Origin of the sequence: Streptomyces sp. NPDC051776, assembly GCF_040681345.1 — a bacterium.
GTDB lineage: Bacteria > Actinomycetota > Actinomycetes > Streptomycetales > Streptomycetaceae > Streptomyces.
The window spans coordinates 79,793-97,318 of sequence record NZ_JBFAYQ010000001.1; the positions used below are offsets into that span (position 1 = coordinate 79,793).

At 72.0% G+C, this 17,526-nt stretch carries 18 protein-coding genes; 9 read left to right on the plus strand and 9 right to left on the minus strand.

Going from position 1 to position 17,526, the window contains the following annotated elements; translation table 11 throughout:
• Positions 1-689 precede the first annotated feature (689 nt).
• The gene (locus AB0M26_RS00365; RefSeq protein ID WP_365252083.1) at positions 690-1,883 is read right to left on the minus strand and encodes an NAD(P)/FAD-dependent oxidoreductase; all 1,194 of its coding nucleotides are present in this window, start codon (positions 1,881-1,883) and stop codon (positions 690-692) included.
• 161 nt (positions 1,884-2,044) lie between these two features.
• Between AB0M26_RS00365 and AB0M26_RS00370 the strand changes: the two genes are divergently transcribed.
• Positions 2,045-2,497 (plus strand): DoxX family membrane protein, encoded by a 453-nt coding sequence (locus tag AB0M26_RS00370; RefSeq protein WP_365252086.1) that lies wholly within the window; start codon positions 2,045-2,047, stop codon positions 2,495-2,497.
• Positions 2,494-2,898, plus strand: a complete 405-nt coding sequence (locus AB0M26_RS00375) for a Zn-ribbon domain-containing OB-fold protein (protein ID WP_365252089.1) — start codon at positions 2,494-2,496, stop codon at positions 2,896-2,898. Before AB0M26_RS00370 ends, AB0M26_RS00375 begins: the two co-directional genes overlap by 4 nt.
• On the opposite strand, the gene AB0M26_RS00380 is transcribed toward AB0M26_RS00375, so the two are convergent.
• Entirely contained in the window at positions 2,899-3,216 is a 318-nt protein-coding gene (locus AB0M26_RS00380) for a hypothetical protein (protein ID WP_365252092.1), read from the minus strand.
• A 75-nt stretch (positions 3,217-3,291) separates the two neighbouring features.
• On the opposite strand from AB0M26_RS00380, the gene AB0M26_RS00385 reads away from it, so the two are divergent.
• Together AB0M26_RS00385 and AB0M26_RS00390 are read left to right on the plus strand one after the other, a co-directional pair.
• Entirely contained in the window at positions 3,292-4,116 is an 825-nt protein-coding gene (locus AB0M26_RS00385) for a helix-turn-helix transcriptional regulator (protein ID WP_365252094.1), read from the plus strand.
• On the plus strand, positions 4,113-4,430 hold the full coding sequence (locus AB0M26_RS00390; protein ID WP_365252097.1) for a DUF397 domain-containing protein: 318 nt from the start codon (positions 4,113-4,115) through the stop codon (positions 4,428-4,430). The genes AB0M26_RS00385 and AB0M26_RS00390 overlap by 4 nt, the downstream gene beginning before the upstream one ends.
• Positions 4,431-4,442: 12 nt before the next feature.
• On the opposite strand, the gene AB0M26_RS00395 is transcribed toward AB0M26_RS00390, so the two are convergent.
• Together AB0M26_RS00395 and AB0M26_RS00400 are read right to left on the minus strand one after the other, a co-directional pair.
• Positions 4,443-5,111, minus strand: coding sequence for a pyridoxal 5'-phosphate synthase (locus AB0M26_RS00395; RefSeq protein ID WP_365252100.1), 669 nt, complete (start codon positions 5,109-5,111; stop codon positions 4,443-4,445).
• A gap of 47 nt (positions 5,112-5,158) precedes the next feature.
• Positions 5,159-6,292 carry an acetyl-CoA acetyltransferase gene (locus AB0M26_RS00400; RefSeq protein WP_365252956.1) on the minus strand — a complete coding sequence of 378 codons (1,134 nt, stop codon included), beginning with the start codon at positions 6,290-6,292 and terminating at the stop codon, positions 5,159-5,161.
• Between the two features lie 294 nt (positions 6,293-6,586).
• Here AB0M26_RS00400 and AB0M26_RS00405 point away from each other — a divergent pair, with 294 nt between their 5' ends.
• A complete protein-coding gene (locus tag AB0M26_RS00405) occupies positions 6,587-8,023 on the plus strand; it encodes an acyl-CoA dehydrogenase family protein (protein ID WP_365252103.1) in 1,437 nt (478 codons plus the stop codon).
• Positions 8,023-8,520 (plus strand): nitroreductase family deazaflavin-dependent oxidoreductase, encoded by a 498-nt coding sequence (locus AB0M26_RS00410; RefSeq protein WP_365252105.1) that lies wholly within the window; start codon positions 8,023-8,025, stop codon positions 8,518-8,520. Before AB0M26_RS00405 ends, AB0M26_RS00410 begins: the two co-directional genes overlap by 1 nt.
• Before the next feature lie 330 nt (positions 8,521-8,850).
• Here the strand turns inward: AB0M26_RS00410 and AB0M26_RS00415 are convergent, their stop codons facing one another.
• The gene (locus tag AB0M26_RS00415) at positions 8,851-9,498 is read right to left on the minus strand and encodes a TetR family transcriptional regulator (RefSeq protein ID WP_365252108.1); all 648 of its coding nucleotides are present in this window, start codon (positions 9,496-9,498) and stop codon (positions 8,851-8,853) included.
• 255 nt (positions 9,499-9,753) lie between these two features.
• Here AB0M26_RS00415 and AB0M26_RS00420 point away from each other — a divergent pair, with 255 nt between their 5' ends.
• The 3 genes from AB0M26_RS00420 to AB0M26_RS00430 all read left to right on the plus strand — a co-directional run bounded on the left by AB0M26_RS00420 (position 9,754) and on the right by AB0M26_RS00430 (position 14,293).
• Positions 9,754-10,542, plus strand: coding sequence for a VOC family protein (locus AB0M26_RS00420; protein WP_365252110.1), 789 nt, complete (start codon positions 9,754-9,756; stop codon positions 10,540-10,542).
• A 21-nt stretch (positions 10,543-10,563) separates the two neighbouring features.
• On the plus strand, positions 10,564-11,352 hold the full coding sequence (locus AB0M26_RS00425; protein ID WP_365252113.1) for a VOC family protein: 789 nt from the start codon (positions 10,564-10,566) through the stop codon (positions 11,350-11,352).
• 253 nt (positions 11,353-11,605) lie between these two features.
• Entirely contained in the window at positions 11,606-14,293 is a 2,688-nt protein-coding gene (locus AB0M26_RS00430; protein ID WP_365252116.1) for a serine/threonine-protein kinase, read from the plus strand.
• Positions 14,294-14,319: 26 nt separating this feature from the next.
• Here AB0M26_RS00430 and AB0M26_RS00435 read toward each other — a convergent pair whose 3' ends face one another.
• The 4 genes from AB0M26_RS00435 to AB0M26_RS00450 all read right to left on the minus strand — a co-directional run bounded on the left by AB0M26_RS00435 (position 14,320) and on the right by AB0M26_RS00450 (position 17,467).
• Complete coding sequence (locus tag AB0M26_RS00435) at positions 14,320-14,880, minus strand: hypothetical protein (RefSeq protein ID WP_365252119.1); 561 nt, start codon at positions 14,878-14,880, stop codon at positions 14,320-14,322.
• Between the two features lie 211 nt (positions 14,881-15,091).
• Positions 15,092-15,856: an enoyl-CoA hydratase/isomerase family protein gene (locus AB0M26_RS00440; RefSeq protein ID WP_365252122.1), complete on the minus strand. Its 765-nt coding sequence runs from the start codon at positions 15,854-15,856 to the stop codon at positions 15,092-15,094.
• On the minus strand, positions 15,853-16,314 hold the full coding sequence (locus AB0M26_RS00445; RefSeq protein ID WP_365252125.1) for an OB-fold domain-containing protein: 462 nt from the start codon (positions 16,312-16,314) through the stop codon (positions 15,853-15,855). The genes AB0M26_RS00440 and AB0M26_RS00445 overlap by 4 nt, the downstream gene beginning before the upstream one ends.
• A 1-nt stretch (position 16,315) precedes the next feature.
• A complete protein-coding gene (locus AB0M26_RS00450; RefSeq protein ID WP_365252127.1) occupies positions 16,316-17,467 on the minus strand; it encodes a lipid-transfer protein in 1,152 nt (383 codons plus the stop codon).
• Between the last annotated feature and the right edge of the window lie 59 nt (positions 17,468-17,526).

A 17,526-nucleotide genomic window follows, 5' to 3' on the forward strand; every position in this document is an offset into this window, starting at 1 on the left:
CCTGACCTACTTGTGCTGTCGTGCACTGTTGGAAGGTCTCCGGCGCCCCCAAGCTCTCCGGCGCCCCAAGCCCGCTCCCCACAAGCCCTCGCACAAGCCCTCGTCCCGCGCCACGGCTCATCCCGCGCGACGGCACCCCTGCGCCAAAGCACCACTCGTGCCCGCGCCCACCGAGCGCCCGCCCGCGCCCGCACCTGCCCGTACCCGCCCCGGCGGAGCGCTCCCCCCGGTCCGCTCGCGCCTGCCCGTACCCGCCCCCCGGCCGAGCGCCGCCCCCGGTCCGCGCCCGTTCCCGCCGAGCACTGGACCCGGGCCGCGCCCGCGCCCGCTCCCGCCTGCCCGCCCGCTCCCGTTCCCGCCGAGCGCCCGCCCGCATCCGCCCGCTCCCGCCGAGTGCCCTCCCCAGGCTTCTCGCCCCATCTCTCCGCGGACCAGCCCTCGCCCAATCCCCCAGGGGCCCCAACCCCCAGGGCCCAATCCCCCAGGGGCCCCAACCCCCAGGGCGCCATCCCTCAGCGGCCCAACCCCCATCGGCCCAACCCCCATCGGCCCAACCCCCATCGGCCCAACCCCCATCGGCCCAACCCCCATCGGCCCAATCCCCCATCGGCCCAATCCCCCATCGGCCCAATCCCCCAGCGCCCCAATCCCCAGCGCCCCAGCCCGTCGCCCGTCTCAGCGGCCCGGACTCAGCGCCCTCGCCGTCGTCGTCGGTCCTCGCGGTCGAGCGCGTTCGCGATCCGCTGGGCGTCGAGCGCGAGTTCGCGCAAAACCCCGCTGATCGGGTTGGTGTGGCCGGTGAAGTGGAGCCCCGGCATCGCGGGCCGGCGCCCGTGGGCGCGCGGGCGCCCCCGTTCGTCCAGCACGTCCAGGTGCCCGACCAGTTCCTCCAGGCTCCGCCGGTAACCCGTGGCCGCCACGACCACATCCGGCGTCAGGACCGTACCGTCGGTCAGGATCACCTTCTCGTGGTCGAACGACGCGACGGCAGCGACCGGTTGGACCTTCCGCCTGCGGATGGCCTTGGTCAGACCCGTGTCCAGCACGGGGGTCGCCCCCTCCACGACGCGTGAGGAGAGCCCGGCATCCGGCCGCGGCATCCCGTACGCGCCGAGGTCCGGCCCCGTCAGGCGCGCGGCCCGGTCCACCGCCGACCGGGGCAGCCGCCGCATCAGGATCCCGGCTCGCTGCGCGGGCCAGCCCAGCGTCGTCCGTCGCATGATGTACGGCGCGGTGCGCACCGCGAGCCATACGCGCGAGGCGCCGCTCCCGGCCAGGTCGACGGCGATGTCCGCGCCGCTGTTGCCGCTTCCGACGACCAGGACGTCCCTGCCGCGGTACTGCTCGGCGTTCCGGTAGTGGGCCGCGTGCAGCAGCTCCCCGCGGAAGATGTCGCGCCCCGGCCAGTCGGGGACGTACGGCGTGTGGTTGAGTCCGGTGGCGACCACCACCGCGTCGGCCGACAGCTCCCGCCCGCCCGTCGCCCGCAGCAACCAGCGCCTTCCGGCGCCCGCCTCGCCCGTGGGCCGCTCGATCCGGGTCACCTCGACTCCGGTGGCGATCTCCAGCCGGTGGTGCTCGGCGTAGTCCTCCAGATACCGCACCATGTCGTCCCGCCCGATCCAGCGCCCGTACGCGCGGGGTATGGAGAGTCCGGGCAGGGCCGACAGATTGCGGGTGGTGTGCAGTTCGAGCCGGTCGTAGTGCCCGCGCCAGGAGGCGCCCACCGCACCGGACTTCTCCAGGACCACCGAGCGCAGCCCGCGCTCGCGGAGGGCGGCCGCCACGGCGAGGCCCCCGGGCCCGCCGCCGATCACATGGACCGGAGTATCGGATGCGGCGGTCGTGGGAGGCGTGGCGGTCGTGGGGGTGATGTCGGGCATGCGCGCGAGCGTAGGGGCCGGGATGGTGGTGCGCCGGTCGACCCGGTACCGAATCGGTTGCGGATGCATCACGGTCGGTGGTCGGTGACGGCCCCTTGCGCCCGCCCGCCCGCATCCGCTGAACTGACGTACCGTCAGCAACTCATGAGGGGGTGTCCCCGGTGCAGACGATCTGGCTCAGCGGAGCCGAATGGCTCGCCGTGCTGCGCATCGGACTCGGCCTGTGGTGGCTCGAGAGCTGGCGGCACAAGGACAAGAAGGCCTGGTTCGAGCGCGGCAGCGGTATCGCATGGGCGGCGAACATCGCGGCCGACCACCGCTGGACGGCCGTGCGCCGCGGCTTCGAAACGGTCGTCGCGCCACGGGCCAAGCTGATGGCGTATATCGTCGCGTACGCGGAACTCGGCCTGGGACTCGGCCTGATCCTCGGCTTCCTCACCCCGGTCGCACTCGTCGGCGGGCTCGTCCTCAACCTGCTCTACTTCGTGTTGATGATCCACGACTGGGCCGAGCAGGGCCAGAACTCGATGATGGCGCTCATCTCGCTCGTCGCCCTCTTCGCCATGGCCTGGCAGACCTGGTCGCTCGACGCCGCGCTGGGACTGTTCCCGTGAGCGCCCCGCGGTACGACCTCCCGGAGGCCGATGCCTTCACCCGCCCCTACTGGGACGCCGCCGCCGAGGGACGCCTGCTGATCCGCCGCTGCGCCGACTGCGGCGTGGCACACCACTATCCGCGCGAGTTCTGCCCGGCCTGCTGGGGCGAGAACGTCACCTGGCAGCGGGCGAGCGGACGCGCCACCCTCTACACGTGGTCGGTCGTCCACCGGAACGACCTCCCCCCGTTCGGAGAACGCGTCCCCTACACCGCCGCCGTCATCGAACTCGCCGAAGGCCCGCGGATGATGACCGAGATCGTCGGCTGCCCGGAGCACGATCTGCGGATCGGCATGGACGTTCGCGTGGCCTTCCGTACGAGCGAGGGCGTGTCCGTACCGGTCTTCCGCCCCGGCTGATCAACTGGGCCGGCCGAGCCGCCGTCCACGGCTCTCGGCCACACGCAGCGCGTCGTGCAGCGACTCGGCCAGCCGGCACGCGACGAAGCGCAACTCCACCGGACGCGGAGGTACAGCACCTGACAGCATCGTGCGGCTGTGCGTCAGGACCTCGCTGGCCAAATCGAGTTGAAGCTCCTCGATGTCGTCGGCGAGGTCCGAGATCCGGCCGCCGTCGCCGTCGGAGATCAGATAGCAGGGCTTGCCCTCGGGGCTCGGCCAAGGCAGCAGACGCGGTTCGGCGGGCCGCGGATCGGTGGGGTGGTTTTCCGTCGTCACAGCCTCAACCCTCACGGCAGTTGCGTACCGTGACCAGGGGAACACGGTGCACATGGGCGGGATGTGGGGAGGGTGGTGAGCGCTGTGGGATCGGGTCAGGAACCGACGCACGCGCGCAGGCACGTGGGCGAGCTGATCAAGAACTTCCGGAAGCGGGCCGGACTCACCCAGAAGGACCTCGCCGAACGGCTGCTGGTCTCCGAGTCGCTGGAAGGCGCCTACGAACGCGCCGAACGCATCCCGAGCCGCGACTTCCTCCTCCAGGCCGACCGAGTGCTCGGTGCACAGGGCGCGTTGGCGTCATGCGTGGAGATGATGGAGGAGGAGAAGTACCCGCCGGAGTTCGTGGACTGGGTGAAGCTCGAAGCGGACGCGGTGAGCATCGGCGCGTACGAGAGCCTGCTCGTCCCGGGTCTGCTGCAGACGCCCGAATACATCCGCGCCCTGTACCGCGTGCGCGTCCCCGTCTTGGAGGACGAGGAGATCGAACGGCTGGTGGACGCGCGGCTGGAGCGGCAGACGGTGCTGAGCCGCAAGCCACTGCCGATCCTCAGCTACGTGATCGAGCAGTCGGTCCTGGAGCGGCCTATCGGCGGTGATGAGGTGCTGAAGGCGCAGCTCTGGCACCTGTCGCAGAGCATGCGGGACATGCACAACCTCACGTTGACGGTGATGCCGACGCGGAGGCATGAGCACGCGGGACTGCGCGGACCCGTGCAGCTGTTGAGCACTCCAGAGGGGCGCAACTTGGCGTATGCGGAGGGTCCGGGCGGCGGTACTTTGATCTCCAAGCCGGATCAGGTCAATCTGTTGTTCGACCGATACGGCATTCTTCGGGCGCAGGCACTGACGCCCTGGGCGTCAGTGGACTTGATCGAAAGGACTGCGAGCGCGCTATGAACTCGGAACTGGCTTGGTTCACGAGCAGCTACAGCAGCAATGAGGGCGGTAACTGCGTCGAGGTCGCCTTCACTTGGCGCAAGTCGAGCTACAGCGACAACGAGGGCGGCGCCTGTGTCGAGGTCGCCTATGACTGGCACAAGTCCAGCTACAGCAACAACGAAGGCGGCGAGTGTGTGGAAGTCGCCACGGCTGGCGGCACCGTCCACGTACGCGACTCCAAGGACCGTTCCGGCCCCTCCCTGGCCTTCTCCGGCGACGCCTGGGCCGACTTCCTCGCCATGGTCAGCGACAGCTCGACGCCCACCGCCTGACCACCAACCCCCTCACGGCCACAGCAGTTCCCGCACCCAGCCGTCGCCTTCCCTCCGGTAGCGGAGGCGGATGTGGCGGCGCTGGGGGTCGCCCTGGAAGAACTCGACCTCGTCCGGCTCGAGCACGTACAACGTCCAGCTCGGAACCGGGGCTTCGGGTTCGCGGCGGACGCGGTCCCAGGAGGCGGCCGAGGCGCGTTCCAGCTCCTCGTACGAGTCCAGCACCTCGCTCTGGCGGCCGACGAGTGCGGCGGCCAGGGCGCCCGGTGAGCGCCGGTGGAGGTCCGCCGCGCTCTCCTCGGGCCCGGCGGCCGTGACGCGGCCGAGGACGCGTACCTGCCGGGCGACCGTCGGCCAGTAGAAGCCGAGGGCGGCGTCGGGGCGTTCGGCCAGCTCCCGGCCTTTCCTGCTCGTCCGGTGGGTGCCGAAGTGCCAGCCGCGGCCGTCGGCGTCGTGCAGCATCAGCGTGCGCAGCGACGGGCGGCAGTCGGCGCCCGCGGTGGCGAGCGTCATCGTGTGCGGTTCGGGCGTCCCCGCCTCGGCCGCCTCGCGCAGCCACTGCTGGAAGAGCGGCAGCGGGTCGTCGGGCGCGGTCGCCGGGTCGAAGGTGGGCAGTTCCCCGTCCCAGACGCGCAGGGAGCGCAGGAGGTCGCGGAAGGAACGCTGCTGTTCGGAGGCCATGCGGCAGCCTAACGGGCGACGCCGGGCTCCGCCGTGAACGGCGGGGGTCACCCGGTTCCGAGGACGACCGTTCCGGAGGAGCAGAACCAGCCGCCCGTACCGGAGGCGACCGCCAGCTCGGGCAGGCGGCCGCCCGCCTTCCGCACCTGCCGTTCGCCCGCCTCGCCCCTCAACTGCCGTACCGCCTCCACCAGAAGGAACAGCCCGCGCATGCCGGGGTGGCAGGCGGAGAGGCCGCCGCCGTCGGTGTTGACGGGCAGTTCGCCGTCCCGCAGCAGCCGTCCCTTCTCGACGAACGGGCCGCCCTCGCCCTTCGCGCAGAAGCCGAGGTCCTCCAGGGTCACCAGCGTCATATAGGTGAAGGCGTCGTAGATCTCGGCGAGATCCATGTCCTCCGGGCGGACGCCGGCGCGCTCGAAGGCGAGGCGGCCGGAGACGCGGGCGGGGGAGACGGTGAAGTCCTCCCACTCGGACATCGTGCTGTGCGAGAGGTGTTCGCCCGTGCCGAGGATCCATATGGGCGCCTTGGCCGTGTCCGGCACGTAGTCCTCGGCCGCGAGCAGCACGGCGCAGCCGCCGTCGGAGCGGATGCAGCAGTGGAGTTTGGTGAACGGATCCGCGATCACGGGGCCGGACAGCACCTCGTCGACGGTAATGGGGTCCCGGTGCATCGCGTCGGGGTTGCTGGCGGCGTTGGCGCGGGCCTGGACGGCGATCTCGGCGAGCTGTTGGGGAGTCGTGCCGTAGTCGTGCATGTGACGGCGGGCGGCCATCGCGTACTTGGCGATGAGCGTATGGCCGTAGGGGACCTCGAATTGGAGTGGGCCGCGCGCTCCGAAGGAGAGGTTCGCGGTGCGGCGCCCGGCCTTGACGTCGGCGCGGGCGGTCGAACCGTAGACGAGGAGAACAGCGTTGGCATGGCCCGCGGCGATGGCGTCCGCGGCGTGCGCCGCCATGACTTCCCAGGTCGCGCCACCTACGGCCGTGGAGTCGGTCCAGGTCGGTCGCAGCCCCAGATACTCGGCGACCTCGACCGGGGCGAGCGTGCCCAGGCCCGCGGAGGCGAAGCCGTCCACGACGGACCGATCGAGGCCGGAGTCGGCCAGCGCGCGGCGGGCGGCCTGGGCGTGCAGGGCGTACGGGGTGAGGTCGTCGACCCGGCCGCAGTCCGCGAGGGCGATGCCGACGACGGCGGTCCTGCGGGGCGGGGCATGGCGGGGGAGGGCGCCCGAGGTGCGGGCGGATGTCGTGCGGGGCTTCCTGGGGGGTGCTGGGATCGCATGCGACATGAATCTGACGGTACATCAGTTACGGGTTACGCCGCCCCGTACAGCTCTGTCCATCCGGGGGTAAGGGGCCTAGCATGACGGTCCGTCAGTTCACGCGCATCACGGACTCTCCCTGGTCGCGCCGTCGGTGGGACGAACCTCCGCCCGCGCGGCGGCGGGAGCAGGGCGGGTGGGAGGAGCTTGCCGATGGACGCCGCCTTCACCGCCGAACAGGACGAGATCCGCCGGACATTGCGCGAGCTGCTGCTCAAGCGGTGCGGTCCGGAAGAGGTCAAGCGCGCCGTACGCACCCCGGACGGCCGGGACGGGACGCTGTGGCGGCTGCTGGCCGAACAGCTCGGCCTGCCCGGCCTCGCACTGCCCGCAGAGTACGGGGGCGTCGGCTGCGGGCCGACCGAGCTGGCACTGGCCTGCGAGGAGACCGGACGCGCGCTGCTGCCCTCGCCCCTGCTCGCCACGGCCGTACTGGCGGCACCGCTGATCGCCCGCCTCGGCACGGAGGAGCAGCGGAGCGCGCTGCTCCCGCCGATCGCGCGCGGTGAACTGACCGCCGCCCTCGCCCTGCCCGGCCGTGACCCGGCCCTCGCCCTGGGACTGACGGGGGACAACGGGAGCGGGAGCCCCGGGCCCGGCCAGGGCTCCGGCTCCCGCCTGACGGGGGATGGCTGGGCGGGCGGCGGTCGCGCCGGGGGCGTCCAGGCGCGGCGCACAGCTGACGGCTGGCGGCTGTACGGGCAGGCGGACCGGGTGTTCGACGGGCACAGCGCGGGGCTGCTGCTGGTCGCGGCGCACACGGGCGGCTACGCGCGCAGCCGCACGTCGCTGTTCGTCGTGCGGTCGGGCGACGGGGGCACCGCGGGGCTCACGCGCACGCGGCGTACGGCGCTGGACGAGACGCGGCCACAGGCGCGCATCGAACTGCGCGATGTGGAAGCCGAGTTGCTGGGGGAGGACGAGCGCGGTGCCGTCGCGCTCGACGCCCTGGCCCGGCTGGGCGGCTCGGCGGCCGCGGCTCTCGCGGCGGAAGCGGTGGGAGCGGCGGACGGGGTGTTCGCGCGCACGGTGGAGTACGTGGGCGCGCGCGAGCAGTTCGGGCGGCCCATCGGCTCCTTCCAGGCGGTCAAGCACCGGCTGGCCGACCTGTACGTGCGGATCCAGGCGGCCAGGTCCGCGGCGTACTACGCGGCTTGGGCGGCGGGCCAAGAGGCGTCAGGGGAGGACCGCGACGGCCGTCATGGCCAGGACCGCGACGGCCGTCACGGCCAGGACCGCCTCCCCGGCCGTCACGGCCAGGACCACCGTCACGGCCAGGACGGCCAGGACGGCCAGGACGGTGCGAACCGACAGGACGGCGATGCGGGGGCCGTGGGCGGCCTGGCCCTCGCGCAGGCGCTCGAGGCCCAGCGTGCCGTGGCGGGCGAGGCGGTCCAACTGCACGGCGGTATCGGCTTCACCTGGGAACACGACACCCATCTCTTCTTCAAGCGCGCCGCCTCGGACGAACTGCTCTTCGGGCCCGTGCACCGGCTGCGGGCGCGCGCGGCGGAGAGGGCGGGCCTCTTCGGCGCCGCCCGCGCCGTACGGGCCGCACGTGGCGCCGCGGCCGAGGGGGTGGCCGTCTGATGCACGCAGCGCTGCGCCTGGTGCAGAAGGTGTCCTCGACCCGGGGCTTCGCGAAGGTGGCGCCCCATGTGATCCCGGCGCTGGACCGGACCGTGCACCGGCTGACCCGCGGCAGGGTGCTGCTGAGTGCGCAGATGCTGCCCGGCGCGATCCTGACGGCCCGGGGCGCGAAGAGCGGGGCGCCGCGGTGTACGCCGCTGGCCTGCCTGCCGGAGGACGACGGGACTTTTCTCCTGGTCGGCAGCAACTTCGGGCGTACGGGCCATCCGGCGTGGACCGCCAACCTCCTGGCGAACCCGGAGGCGGAGATCAACTGGAAGGGGCGCGACATCCCGGTGCGGGCACGGCTGCTGGAGGGGGAGGAGCGTGAGGGGGCGTGGTCGGCGGCGCTGGCGTTCTGGCCCCCGTACGCCGCGTATCAGCGGCGCGTGGAACGACGCATCCGCGTCTTCCGTCTGCACCGGCGCCGACCGGAACCGGAGGGCGACGGAACCTGATGCAGGGGCCACGCGCCAGGGCGTTCGGTCGTTCGCTACGGAACAGCCGTCCGGGCCACGGGGGATGAGCCGGTCATCGCCGGCTGGGGACATCACGGGTTCAAGGGCTTCATCCGCTCCCGAGTGCCGGACCGCCGTTGTGTGACAGGACGTCGGCGGTGGCTCAGGGCCGTTTGACGTACGGCACCGGGGGATTTGACGTACGGCACCGGGGCGATTTGACGTACGGCACCGGGGCGATGGCGCCGCCCACGAGGCGACTCCGTGCGCTGCGGCGGGAATACGGAGCGGATGTGCGGCGAGTGTCCGGACGCGTCCCCTGGTGCGCCCCTACTTCGTCGGCTTGCGGCCGGTGATGCCCAGATGCACCAGCAGCGCCAAGTTGGGCTTCAGTTCGGCCTGCTTGACGCCCCAGCTCTGGAAGCCCTTCTGGTGCGAGGCCACCGCTGCGAGCATCGCCACCAGCGAACCGGCGACCGCGGCCGGGCTCACGTCCTTGTCGACGCGCCCCTTGCTCTGCAGCTCCTTGACCGAATCCGTCAGGGAGTTGGTGACGGCGTTGAGGATCTTCATGCGGATCTTGTAGAACCGCTTGTCCCCTTCCGCCGCGCCGAGGTCGACCACGCGCAGGATCGCGTCGTTTTTGCGCCAGAAGGAGAGAAACCCGTCGACGAGCTCCTCGGCCGTCTGCCATCCCCCTTTGCCCGTCCAGGCGCGCCCGGCGACCAAGTCGGTCAGTTTCTGGCCCTCCTTGGCCATCTCCTCCGCGAGCTCGAGGACAGCGCCTTCGACGTCGGGGAAGTACTGGTAAAAGGTCGCGGGGGACGTCCCCGCCTTGCGGGCGACGTCGATGACCTTGACGTCGCGGTACGGCGAGGAGCTGAGCATCTCGCTGAGGCAGTCGAGCAGCTTCTGCCGCGTCGCCTGCCCGCGGCGCCCGGCCACCCGGCCGTCGACCGTGCGAACTTGTCCTGTCATGCCGTCAGCTTACCGAGGGGTGATCGGAGCGCGATTCGGCCGCATGCAAATGGGGAGGGAGCTCCCGCCTCCGGCGAAGGGCCAGCTCAGTGCATGTGAGGCCGAAGATTCGCGATGCCCTTTTGGTCCATACGAATGAATCCTCTTATCAACAGGCTGTGGACAACTTTCGTGGACAACGGGCGGGCCTCCAAATATGCGGTTAACGTGCAGAAACAGGACATTCTCCCGACATTCGCGATCGAGGAGCACATCATGGCCGTATTCCCCGAGGGCGCCCCCTGCTGGGTGGACGCCATGGTCCCCGATCTGGAGGCGGGCAAGCGCTTCTACGGCGGTCTGTTCGGCTGGACCTTCGAGGAGGGCGAGGCGGACTACGGCTACTACACGCAGGCGCTCCATGACGGAAAGAGAGTCGCCGCGCTCTACCCCGTGCCGGAGGAGCAGAGCGGAATGCCGCCGGCCTGGAATCTGTACTTCGCCTCGCCCGACATCGAGCGGACCGCGGAGAGGATCCGCACCCACGGGGGCGAGGTGATGGCGGGCCCGATGCAGGTCGGTGGCCACGGCAGCATGCTGATGGCCAGGGATCCGGCCGGCGCGGTCTTCGGCGTCTGGCAGGCCGGTGCGCACCAGGGGTTCGAGAAGCAGTACCAGCCGGGCTCGTTCGGCTGGACGGAGATCAGCGTCCGGGAGACGAAGGGCGTGGACTCCTTCTATCCGGCGGTCTACCCGTTCGAGGTCGTGCCCTACGGCGACGAGAACACCGACTTCAACGTCTGGCAACTGGAGGGGAAGCCGGTCGGCGGGCGCTTCAAGCTGCCCGAGGGCACCCCGGACTCCGTCCCGCCGCACGCGATGGTCTATTTCGTCGTCGAGGACTGCGACGACGCGGTGGGCACGGTCCGCAGGCTGGGCGGCGCTGTGCGCATGGATCCCCAGGACAGCCCGTACGGCCGTTTCGCAATCGTCGAGGACCAGCAGGGCGCGGCGTTCTCGGTGATCGACCCGCGGACGACGGTGGGCGAGCCGAAGGTCCGGTAGACGTTCCAGGAGGCGTTTCCCATGGCCGCATTCAACGAGGGCGTCCCCTGCTGGGTGGATGCGATGGTCCCCGATCCGGAGGCGGGCAAGCGCTTCTACGGCGAGCTGTTCGGCTGGACCTTCCAGGAAGGCGAGGAGAAGTATGGCTACTACGCCCGGGCCTTCCATGACGGACGCGGTGTCGCCGCGCTGATGCCCAAGCCCGACGGGCGCATGCCCACCGTCTGGAACCTGTACTTCGCGACCCGTGACGCGGAGGCGGCCGCCGCCCGGATCGAGGAGGCGGGGGGTCGGATCATCACCGCCCCCCTGCCGGTCGCCGACTTCGGCACGATGGTGGTGGCGGCCGATCCGGGCGGCGCGGTCTTCGGGCTGTGGGAGGCGGGCTCGTCCGCCGGGTTCGAGAAGCAGGGACGGCCCGTCTCGTACGCCTGGACCGAGCTCTACACGCACTCACCTGAACGTGTCGATCCCTTCTACGAGACCGTATTCGGTTACACCACACAGGAGTTGGACACGGGTGGCAGCGCGCCGTTCGCGGTCTGGTCCCCGCCCGGCAGGCCGCCCGGGGTCGACAGCGCGGTCGCGGGCCGCGCCGAGATCGACAGCAGCTTTCCGGCCGAAATGCCCGCGCACTTCCTGGTGTACTTCGCGGTGGCCGAATGCGACGAGGCGGTGCGGATCACGACCCGGCTCGGCGGTCGTGTCATCCTCGATCCCGAAGACACGCCGTACGGTCGCTTCGCGGTCATGGTCGACAATCAAGGCGCAAACTTTGCGGTCATTGACCTCTCCAGAGCGGTTCGGTAGACGCGCGCGCCGCGTTGCCGAATCCGTCGGTCGATCGTTGTCAACCCGCCGCAAAGCTGTGACAACTCATGAGTAACACCCTCCAGCCTGGGTATTTGCGTTAATTGTCCGGGGAGACACCCCGATTTGCCCCCGGGTTCGCAACCACCGGCTTCGCCAGGAAGAATCAGGTTGAGTACCCCGCGACGGTTCACGGTGAGACGCTGCACGGGGCTGAAAACCTTCGAGGCCCCCACGGGGAGGTGGCAGGCAAGTGGTGGAGCAGCTGACGCAGCACGACCCGAGGCGGATCGGGCCGTTCGAGGTGCTCGGCCGACTCGGTGCCGGCGGCATGGGGCTGGTCTATCTCGCCCGCTCGGCGTCCGGCCGGCGCGTGGCCATCAAGACGGTGCGGACCGAACTCGCCGAGGACCAGCTCTTCCGGGTCCGCTTCACACGCGAGGTGGAAGCGGCCCGCGCGGTCAGCGGCTTCTACACCGCCGCGGTCGTGGACGCCGATCCGCGGGCCGCGGTGCCGTGGCTGGCGACGGCGTACGTCCCTGCTCCCTCCCTCGAGGAAATAGTCAATGAATGCGGCCCGTTGCCCGCTCAGGCCGTCCGCTGGCTGGCGGCCGGTGTCGCCGAGGCGCTGCAGTCCATCCACGGAGCAGGCCTGGTCCACCGGGACTTGAAGCCGTCCAATGTCCTGGTCGTCGAGGACGGTCCGCGGGTCATCGACTTCGGTATCGCGAGCGGAGTCTCCAACACCCGTCTGACGATGACGAATGTGGCCGTCGGCACGCCCGCGTACATGTCCCCGGAGCAGGCACGCGACTCCCGCAGCGTCACCGGCGCCAGCGACATCTTCTCGCTCGGCTCGACCCTCGTCTTCGCGGCGACGGGGCATGCGCCCTTCCACGGCGCCAACCCCGTGGAGACGGTCTTCATGCTGCTCCGCGAAGGACCCGACCTGGCCGGTCTGCCGGACGAGCTGCGGCCCCTCATCGAGTCCTGTATGCAGATGGCCGCCGAGAACCGGCCGAGCCCCGCGGATCTGCAGTCCCAGCTGGCACCCCACCTGTTCTCCTCAGGCGGGGACGACAGCGGCACGGCCTCTGCCTGGCTCCCCGGCCGGGCCGTCACGATGATCGAGCAGCGCCGCGGCGGGCGCTCCTCGTCCCGCCGCCCCTCGGGAAGCAGCGGTACGGGCGGCGCCAAGGCACGCCCCGCACAGCCGCCGCGGCCCTCGTACTCACCCGGCGGAGGCCAGGGCGGCGGCCCGCAGGGCGCGCACGACGGTCCCGTCCCCGCGGATGCGCACGGCGGACCGGCCCGGCACCGCGGGGCCCCGGACGGGCAGGCTCCTGCCGCGGCCGGAGCCGGGGCAGCAGCCGCCGCCGCGCGGCACGGCGAGGGCCCCGACGGCCCGCGGCCCGACGGAGCCGGCCACGGCGCGGGAGACCCGCGGACGGGGGCCGCCGCGCAGAATGGGCCCGGCCCGCTGGCGGCCGTACGCCCGGCCCCCGACCGGCCGCCCGCACCGGTCCACGGCGCCGGCGGCCCCGCCGCGGGCTGGGACGGCGCCGTACGCCTGCCGGGGTCGCACGTCGCGATCGGGCCCGGGCCCCGCGCCGCGGCAGACGGACGCGACGCCGCCAGGCACGACGCCGGAGCCACCGGCTGGATCCGGCCGCCGGCGGGCATGGCGGCCGTGCCGGGCCCCGCGCTCGCGGTCGACAACCAGCAGGCGCCGCCCGCTCCCGCATCGGCGCCGCTGCCCGCGCCCGCTGAGCCGCCCGGGGCGCAGGGCGCGCCCGCGCGCTGGCGGCCGTGGCGGTTCCGGATGTCCAACGACGTCTGGGGGACCCCGGAAGTCGCCGGGGAACTGATCTACGTCACCTCCTTCGAGGTGCACGCGCTCGATGTGGCCACCGGGCGGCGGCAGTTCAAGACCCGCGACGTGGCGTGGGCCATGGCCGTCGCGGACGGCCGGATCCATGCCTCGGACGGTCCGACGCTGTACGCGCTGGACGCTGCGGACGGTTCCGAGCGCTGGCGCCTGGGCACCGACGGCTGGGTCTACTCGCTGAACGTCGAGCGGGGCACGGTCGTGACCGGCACCCGCGGCGGAGGCGTCCAGGCCTGGGAGGCCGCGAGCGGCGAGAAGCTGTGGGAAGTCACCGGCGCCCAGACCGACTTCGAGACACCCGAGGCGGGCCCGTCCGTCCACGACGGCGTCGTGTACGTATGGTCCGACGGCCGGCTGCGCGCGCTGGAGGCCCGTACGGGCCTGGAGCGATGGTCGTACCCGGTCGGCGACGCGTCCTCCTGCGGCGGCGTCCCGGTGCGGCTGCTGCACGCCCCGGACGGGGTCGTGCACATCGCGGCTGGGACCCGCGTTCTGGCCGTCGACGTGGCGCGAGGCGAGGTGCGGTGGCGCTTCGAGGCGCCCGCGGTGTTCCTGAGCGCACCGGCCTACGCGCCCGGGCCCGCCGTGACGGGCGGCGGCATCTACATCGCCGACCACCTCGGCACCGTCTACGCCCTGGACGCGGCGGACGGCCGCGACCGGTGGCGCATCGCGACCGAGAGCCGGCAGTCCACCGAACCCGTGCTCGTCGCGGGCGGGTCGGTGCATGTGGGCAGCGGCAGCGCGCTCTACACCCTCGACGCGGTCACGGGCACGCCGAAGTGGCGTTTCGCCGCTCAGGGCGAGGTCATCGGCGCCCCCGTGGTCGCGGACGGCCGCGTGCACTTCGGTTCGGCGGACCACTGCCTCTACACGCTCGACGCGGGCGGCGGCCAGCTCCGGTGGAAACTCGCCACCGGCGGGGAGATCACGGGTGCGCCGCTGGTGTCGGGCGGGGTGGTCTATGCGTGCAGCAAGGACCGGTGCGTGTACGCGCTGGACGCCCTGAAGGGGACGGGACTCGCCCGGCAGTCCGCCTCGGGCCGGAACTAGTTGCGACGGGCCGAAGGAGGGCCCCGCTACGGGGAGCGGCGGTGATCCTGCGGCGGCCAGGGGTCGTCCGGGCGCGGCCGGTAGTCGCCGTAGTCCGTCGCCGCGGTCGGCGGGCCCCCGTACAGGTCGTCCTCCGACCCGTCCGGGCCGTCCGGCCCGCGCCGGGCCCGTCCCCGAGGTCGTCGACCCCGCATGACCAGTGCGCCCAGCAGCAACAGCACGCCCCCGGCGACCGCCAGCCCGGCCCCGATGGCAAGGCCCCCGTCGCCGGCGGTCAGGCTGCCCAGCTCCACGCCCTGCCGCGCCATCCACAGGCACGTGATCCCGAGGACCAGAAGGCCCGCGACCGCCACGCCCACCCGAGACCGGAACACCACCCCGAACAGCGTCAGCACCGCCGCGACCAGCATCGGCAGCAGCAGCGAGACCCAAAGGTTCGAGGGCGTCGCCGACGTGATCCCCGTGAAGGGATCCTGGACGCGGATGTCCTGGCCCTCACGATTGCCGTACCAGTCGTGGAACGGGCTCCAGACGGCCACCGCCGCTCCGATGAGAGCGATCGCGGAACCGAGCAGATTGCGGACCATACGCGCGGACCACCTCGTTCGGTCCTTCGAGCGGGTTCTCTCCCGCAGTCGGGCGAGGGAGGCTTCCCCTGCCGACGCTACGCCCGGTGCCGTGCGTCCGCCACGCGAGACCGGGGCTCGCTGTCCCGGAGCGAGGCGGCAGGCGTCAAGTGCCGGGCCGGGAGCGGCCGTCCATGCATGGCACGACCGCTCCACGGTCCGGAAGCGGGGCTCATCGCGTACGGAAGTCGCGGCTCCGGTCCGCGAAGAGCCCCGCCTGCTGTTCGGGCGGCAGATTCCCCAGCGCGATCAGGTGCGGCGCACCCGCGAGCGCCTGCGTGCGCACCGCCTCCCGGGCCGACCACACGGCCCGCACGGTGCCCTGCACCGCCTCCGTCGGATACGAGGCGAGCACCCCGGCCGCCCGCAGGGCCGACTCCCTCAGGTCCTCCGGTGCGACGACCTCCGAGACCAGTCCGATCTCGTGGGCCCGGGACGCCGAGAGCCGCTCGGCCGTGCCCATCAGCGCCATCCGCGCCACCTCGCCGAACGGCATCCGCTGCGCCATGCCGATGGCCTCGTACGCGCTGACCATCCCGTACGTGGTGTGCGGGTCGAAGAAGGTCGCCGTGGTGGAGGCGATGAGGAACTCGGCCTCGCCCAGCAGGTAGAAGGCCCCGCCGCACGCCATGCCGCCCACCGCCGCGACGACCGGCTTCCACAGGTCGCACGCCTTCGGGCCCACGTGCAGCAGCGGGTCGTCCATCGAGTACGGACTGCCTGGCTGCGGGACGTCGGCGGAGCGGTCGAGGCCCGTGCAGAAGGCGCGGTCACCGGCGCCCGTCAGCACCACGGCCCGTACGTCGTCGCTCCGCCGGAACTCCTTCCAGACACAGCGGAGTTCGGCGGCCGTCGCCAGGTCGATCGCGTTGTGGCGCTCGGGACGGTCGAGCGTGACCAGCGCGACGCCGTCCTTCACCTCGGTGCGTACGGTCACGGCCGCTCCGCCGTCCACCGCGGCCCGGTCACGCCGTTCGCGATCTCCGCGAAGACGGCCCGCACCGGGGTGCCGATCCGTATCGCGTACGGGTCGGCCGCGCCCAGCGGTGCGTCGGGCGCCGTGACGAGATTGCCGACGAGGCGGATCGCCGGGTCCTCCTCCAACTCGACGAGGATGACGTTGTACGGGGCCTGATCGGCGTAGGCGGGCAGCAGCGGCGGGTGCGGAACCACGAAGGACCAGATCCGGCCGCGGCCGCTCATCCTGCGCCAGGAGCTGTCGAACGACTGGCAGTGCGGGCAGCACGGCCGTGGCGGGAAGCGCAGCCGGCCGCAGCCGGCGCACGCCTGCACGTGCAGTTCGCCCCGCGCCGCGTACTCCCAGAAGGGCGCGCCGTCCTCGTCGGCGGTGGGGGCCAGCAGGCCGGTGCCTTCGGTGGTCGTCGTCTCGCGCATCTCAACTCCTCAGCAGCAGCGCGGAGGTCGGCACGCCCTCGCCCGCCGTGACGAGGCAGGTGGCGGCGCCGGGGACCTGGGCGGTGGAGGTGCCGCGCAGTTGCTTCACACCCTCGGTGATGAGGTTGAAGCCGTGGACGTAAGCCTCGGAGAGCCCGCCACCGCCGGTGTTGACCGGCAGCCGTCCGCCGATCTCCAAGGCCCCGCCCTCGGTGAACGCCGCCCCCTCGCCGCGTCCGCAGAAGCCGTATCCCTCCAGGGAGAGCGGGATGAGCGGGGTGAACGCGTCGTAGATCTGGGCCACGTCGACATCGGCCGGGCCGAAGTCCGCTGACTTCCACAGGTGTCGCGCCGCCGTCCAGGCCGGGCCGGTCAGGGGGTCCTCGCACCAGTAGTTGACCATCCCGTGGTGCTGCGCGGGCAGTCCCTGGGCGGAGGAGTGGACGTAGACCGGCTGCCGGCGGCAGTCGCGGGCGCGCTCGGCCGATACGAGGACGCAGGCGAGGGCGCCGTCCGTCTCCAGGCAGTTGTCGAAGAGGCAGAGCGGCTCGCTGATCCAGCGTGCGGTCATGTACATCTCGCGGGTCAGCGGACGCTCGTACATCATCGCGGCGGGGTTCTGATTGGCCCGGTTGCGGCAGGCCAGCGCGACATTGAACAAGTGGTCGCGGGTCGCGCCGTACTCGTGCATGTACCGGCGCGCGAGCATTGCGATCTCGTCGGCGGGGCGCAGCAGCCCGAACGGGCGCGTCCACTGGCCGGGTGCCGGGAGCTGAACCGCGGTGTTCTTCCAGGGTCGGGGACCGCTCCCGCGCTTGCGCGACCGCCAGGCGACGCCCACGGACGCCTGGCCGGTGGCGATGGCCGCGGCGAGATGACCTACGGTCGCGCACGAACCGCCGCCCCCGTAGCCCACCTTGGAGAAGAAGGTGACGTCGCCCGCCCCGATCGCCTTGGCGATCTCGACCTCGTCGGTCTCCTCCATCGTGTAGGAGGCGAAGGCGTCGACCTCGTGCGGGGCGATGCCCGCGTCGTCGAGGGCGGCGAGGATCGCACGGCAGGCCAGGGTCTTCTCGGACTCGGGGAGATGTTTGGCGAAGGGGGTCTGGCCGATGCCCGCTATCGCCGTCGCGTCCTTGAGGGTTGCCGCCATCGCCACCTCCGCCGTCCGCCGCACTGCTGACAGCCGGGAAGGGTACCGGTAATCTGACG

What these genes read in the sequence shown, in the direction of transcription:
- AB0M26_RS00365 (WP_365252083.1), bottom strand. Translation starts at nt 1,883, where the DNA reads ATGCCCGACATCACCCCCACGACCGCCACGCCTCCCACGACCGCCGCA.
- AB0M26_RS00390 (WP_365252097.1), top strand. Translation starts at nt 4,113, where the DNA reads ATGAACTCGGAACTGGCTTGGTTCACGAGCAGCTACAGCAGCAATGAG.
- AB0M26_RS00395 (WP_365252100.1), bottom strand. Translation starts at nt 5,111, where the DNA reads ATGGCCTCCGAACAGCAGCGTTCCTTCCGCGACCTCCTGCGCTCCCTG.
- AB0M26_RS00405 (WP_365252103.1), top strand. Translation starts at nt 6,587, where the DNA reads ATGGACGCCGCCTTCACCGCCGAACAGGACGAGATCCGCCGGACATTG.
- AB0M26_RS00410 (WP_365252105.1), top strand. Translation starts at nt 8,023, where the DNA reads ATGCACGCAGCGCTGCGCCTGGTGCAGAAGGTGTCCTCGACCCGGGGC.
- AB0M26_RS00415 (WP_365252108.1), bottom strand. Translation starts at nt 9,498, where the DNA reads ATGACAGGACAAGTTCGCACGGTCGACGGCCGGGTGGCCGGGCGCCGC.
- AB0M26_RS00420 (WP_365252110.1), top strand. Translation starts at nt 9,754, where the DNA reads ATGGCCGTATTCCCCGAGGGCGCCCCCTGCTGGGTGGACGCCATGGTC.
- AB0M26_RS00425 (WP_365252113.1), top strand. Translation starts at nt 10,564, where the DNA reads ATGGCCGCATTCAACGAGGGCGTCCCCTGCTGGGTGGATGCGATGGTC.
- AB0M26_RS00435 (WP_365252119.1), bottom strand. Translation starts at nt 14,880, where the DNA reads ATGGTCCGCAATCTGCTCGGTTCCGCGATCGCTCTCATCGGAGCGGCG.
- AB0M26_RS00445 (WP_365252125.1), bottom strand. Translation starts at nt 16,314, where the DNA reads ATGCGCGAGACGACGACCACCGAAGGCACCGGCCTGCTGGCCCCCACC.
- AB0M26_RS00450 (WP_365252127.1), bottom strand. Translation starts at nt 17,467, where the DNA reads ATGGCGGCAACCCTCAAGGACGCGACGGCGATAGCGGGCATCGGCCAG.